Consider the following 4272-nt stretch of genomic DNA (forward strand, 5'->3'; position numbering starts at 1 on the left):
ACTACCAGAGCCACCACCACCTCTAGCACCACCAGACACCGCAGGAGCGCCAATTGTTGCCAAGATAGTATCTACAGCCGGATGAGTACTTAAGATTTGCGCGGCTTGCTGGGCGGCTGCATCGGTCTGCTCTAAAGTAGAACCGGGAGGCAATTCGATCGAAACACTAGAAAGTCCGCTATCATCGCGATCGATAAACCCAGTGGGAATATGAGGTATCAACTGAAGACTGCCAAAAAATAACGCCACCGCCATAATCAACGTTAGCACCCGATTGTTTAACGCCCACTTCAGCAGCCGACGATATACCCAGGAGAGAATGTCTTTATGCGGCTTATCGTCATGATGATGTTTTTTATCTTTGAGCAAATACGCCGCCATCATCGGCGTGACAGTACGAGCTACCAACAGCGAAAATAAAACCGATACCGCTACAGTAACGCCAAACGGTTTAAAAAATTGCCCTGGAATTCCGCCCATAAATGCCACAGGCGCAAATACCGATACAATCGTCATCGTGGTAGCGACGACAGCCAAACCGATTTCGTCGGAAGCATCCAAAGCAGCTTTATAGGGCGTTTTGCCCATCTGCATATGGCGTTCGATGTTCTCAATTTCGACGATCGCATCATCCACCAAAATCCCCACCACCAACGCCAGCGCTAGCAAAGTCATGCTGTTGAGGGTGTAGTTCAATATCTTCAGCACGACAAAAGTGGGAATTGCCGATAAGGGTAGCGCCACCGCCGTAATTAAGGTTGCTCGCCAATCGCGCAAGAAAACTAAAATGGTGACTACTGCCAGGACAGCTCCTAAAACTACCGCATCCACAGAAGCTTCGTAAGATTGGCGGATGCGATCGGCCATAGTATAGATCAGTTTCAGCTTGACATCCCCCGGCAGGGTTTTTTCCATTTCTTTGACAGCTTTCTGCACCGCCTCTTCCACAGTGACAAGGGTGCTGCCAGTGCTACGAAGAATGGAAAAGGCAACTACTGGTTTACCATCCAAACGTGCCGCCTGACGAGCTTCTGCATAGCTATCCCTCACTTCTCCCAAACTGGAAAGGGGAACGAAACCCCCTCTGGGGAGAGTGATTTGATAATTTTTCAAGTCATCCACGCTGGGTGCGCTACCCAAGGTGCGGACAGTTTGCTCGGAGTTGCCTACGTTGGCGCGTCCTCCTGGTAAGTTAGCGTTGAAGTTGCGGATTTGGTCGTTTACCTGAGTGGCGGTAATGCCCAGCGATTGCAGGCGGTCTGGGTTCAAATTTACGCGAATTTCTCGGTCTACGCCGCCAATGCGCTGCACTTGTCCGACACCGGGGACTGCAAGGATGGCGCGGCTGATTTTTTGGTCGATTAAATCGCTTAATTGTTCTGGGGATAGCCGTTCTGAAGTGACGGCGTAGGACATAATCGAACCGCCGACAAAATCTACTCGTTTGACTACGGGGTCGTTGATATCTTGCGGCAGACTTTGGCGAATTTGAGCGACGGCGTTACGCACATCGTTGGTAGCGCGATCGCTATTCGTTCCCAGAACAAAGTTTATCGTTGTACTAGAGGCACCATCGGTGACAGTGCTGAGAATATGGTCGATGTTGCCCAATCCCGCAACGGCATCTTCTACTTTTTTGGTAACTTGGGATTCCAGTTCTGCCGGGTCGGCTCCCGGTTGGGCGACGGAGACGGAAACTGAAGGAATATCGACGTTAGGTGAATCGTCAATCCCCAAAATGGGAAATGAGAATAAACCACCTATTGTCAGAACTAAAAATAAAACAATTGTGGGGATTGGTTGCTTGATTGACCAAGCGGAAATGTTGAAAGACATAAAGATCGGTCAGCCGATGCAAGGATGAGAGGATTTTGGATTTTGGATTTTGGATTTTGGATTTTGGATTGGCTTCGCTCTCCAAAAATTCTTGTGGGGTAGGCATCCTGCCTGCCCTCTGAGATTCTTTGGCAGGAGATGTCTATTAACGAACATTTTCTCCCCCGCTTCCCCGCTCCTCTATTCGATCGACTACGCGCACTTTGTCACCTTCTTTAAGATAGCCAGCACCGGCAACGACAACGCGATCGCCTAATTTCAAACCGCTCTTGATTTCTGTTTTGGCTCCGGAAATATCGCCTTTGTTCCCACCCAAAGTTGTACCCACTTCCACTGGTTCGACGTGGGCGATTTCGTTACCATCTAACAAATAAACAATGGGGTGACCATCAGTTTGACGCTGAACTGCGGTTGCCGGAACTGAGAGGGCTTTAATCGTTGAAGAAGCGATCGCTGCTTTGAGAAACATTCCCGGTTTGAGTGGGGCATTAGAAGGTAAATCGACTTTGATAGTTGCCTGACGGGTTTGCGGATCGACTACGGGAGCAATTTCTCGCACTCTCCCTCGCCAAAGCATATCGTTATCTGCATCGCTGCTGACGCTGACTGGTGCGCCTAAATGCACTTTGTTTAACTCGGTTTCCGGAATCTTGACTTGCAGTTCCAGGTAGCCATTGCGAATAATGCAAAAAAGTGCTTTATTTCCAGAGGTATCGCCCACGCGAGCGACTGTGGGTGCGATCGCCTGACTGGCGACAGTTGTCCCGGCGGCGGCGTTGCCATCGCAACGACCGTCAGCGCTGGGAGCGACTACAATACCGCTGGCAGGAGCGACAACCTGAGTTTGTCCCAGTTGTGTTTGGATCTGCCGCACTTTGGCTTCGTTGTTGCGGACATCGGCTTGAGCGCTCAATAAAAAGGCTTTGGCACTGTTGATATTTGCTTGGGCGCTGCCGATACTGGCTTTGGCACTGGTAATATTGGCATCGGCGCTGGCAATTCCGGCTTGGGCGACTCGCACTGCTTCTCCCGCCGATGTGGCGCTGGTAACGCGGCTTTCTAAAACTTCACGGCTGATTGCGCCTTGCTCGGCTAAGTATTCGTAACGCTTGCGAGTCCTCTCGGCGTCTGCTTGCTTGCTCTTGGCGTCGGCTAAGTTGGCTTCTACCCTACCGCGATCGGCTTGCGCTTGTGCTAAAGTCGCTTGTGCCCTCGCCAGTTCTGCTTGTGCTTGTGCCAAAACCGCTTGTTTTTGTTGTACTGCGGCTAGTGACGCTTCTAGCTGTGCTTGTGTGGAACTCAGTTGCGTTTGCAGGACTGAGTTATCGAGTACGGCCATAATTTGACCTACTTTCACGGGTCGCCCTTCTTCGATCGTGACTTGCTTGATTTGCAAGCCGCTGGCTTGGGGTAAGACTGGCAGAAGATTGTATGCCGCAACTGTACCTGTGGTGCTGATGGTGTTGGCTACAGGAGTCGTTTCTACCGACGCGACGGTAACGGTCATGCTTGCTGGTGCTGGTGCTGCTGCTGTTGAGGGTGCGGGTGCTTGGGTGGGTTTTTGGCTGCTTTGGTTTGATTGAGAGTGCATTACTCCTATTGCTACGGCTGCACCGACTCCCATCCCCAGTACAGCAGGGGTGAGCCATCCACCTTTGCTCCTGCCTTTCCTTTGACTGGGAGGTAAGTCTTGCTCGAATTCCTCTTCCTCTTGGTATAGGATTTCTGGCTGGATCTCAGCAATAGTGGGACTATTTGCGATCTCGAGATCGACTTCCTGTTTTTCTAGCGTGGAACTCACGGGAGCTCCTTTGCCATTTAGTTCGTATTTTTCTTGTTCTGGTAAGGATTTTTGCGCCACTGCTATCTATCCCTCTCTAGGGCAAAAATTTTTTAACTTAGAACCACTTTTACAAACAGCCCTAACCAAATTCCCAGGAAGGATACCGAAACTGCTCTCTGGAGCCTTTGCCACCTACCTGACGCCAGGGCTGGCAGCACCACATATCGATTTTCGATCGCGATGATTTATGAAGAAAAGTTAATTACAATTATATCAGTTTGATATAAATTTAGGAAATAGGCAAGCAAGATAGGGACTGGGGCGTCGGGATTAGGTTTGTCACTGGAATAGAGGGACAAATCTACTGATAGAGTGTGAGCTAAAGCTGTGTTCGCTTTGCTGGCCAATACCGGGTAAAATGGCTTGAATTGCCACTCTACACATACACATCTCATTTCTTTTGTCAACTTATTTTACTGGACTGGCGCTCTGGGCTTACTGGGGCCAACTCGATCGCTATCCCTAAAATTATTTCCCAAATAATCTGCTGCCAAGGTAGTTTCATGGAACGCGCTGATGTAAAATCATCACTGAAACTACTATCAATAAAAAATTAGTCGGTTTTAGTGACTGAACTTAAATGCGATCGCTGA

2 protein-coding genes are annotated in these 4272 nt (G+C 49.6%); both read right to left on the reverse strand.

The window, feature by feature from the left end:
• The coding region (locus tag H6S82_RS20825; protein WP_191056643.1) for an efflux RND transporter permease subunit at positions 1-1836 on the reverse strand (1836 nt) is incomplete at its 3' end.
• 145 nt (positions 1837-1981) lie between these two features.
• Entirely contained in the window at positions 1982-3697 is a 1716-nt protein-coding gene (locus H6S82_RS20830) for an efflux RND transporter periplasmic adaptor subunit (protein WP_199315256.1), read from the reverse strand.
• Positions 3698-4272: the final 575 nt, after the last annotated feature.

Origin of the sequence: Planktothrix sp. FACHB-1355 (assembly GCF_014748295.1) — a bacterium.
GTDB classification, from domain to species: domain Bacteria; phylum Cyanobacteriota; class Cyanobacteriia; order Cyanobacteriales; family Aerosakkonemataceae; genus Aerosakkonema; species Aerosakkonema funiforme_A.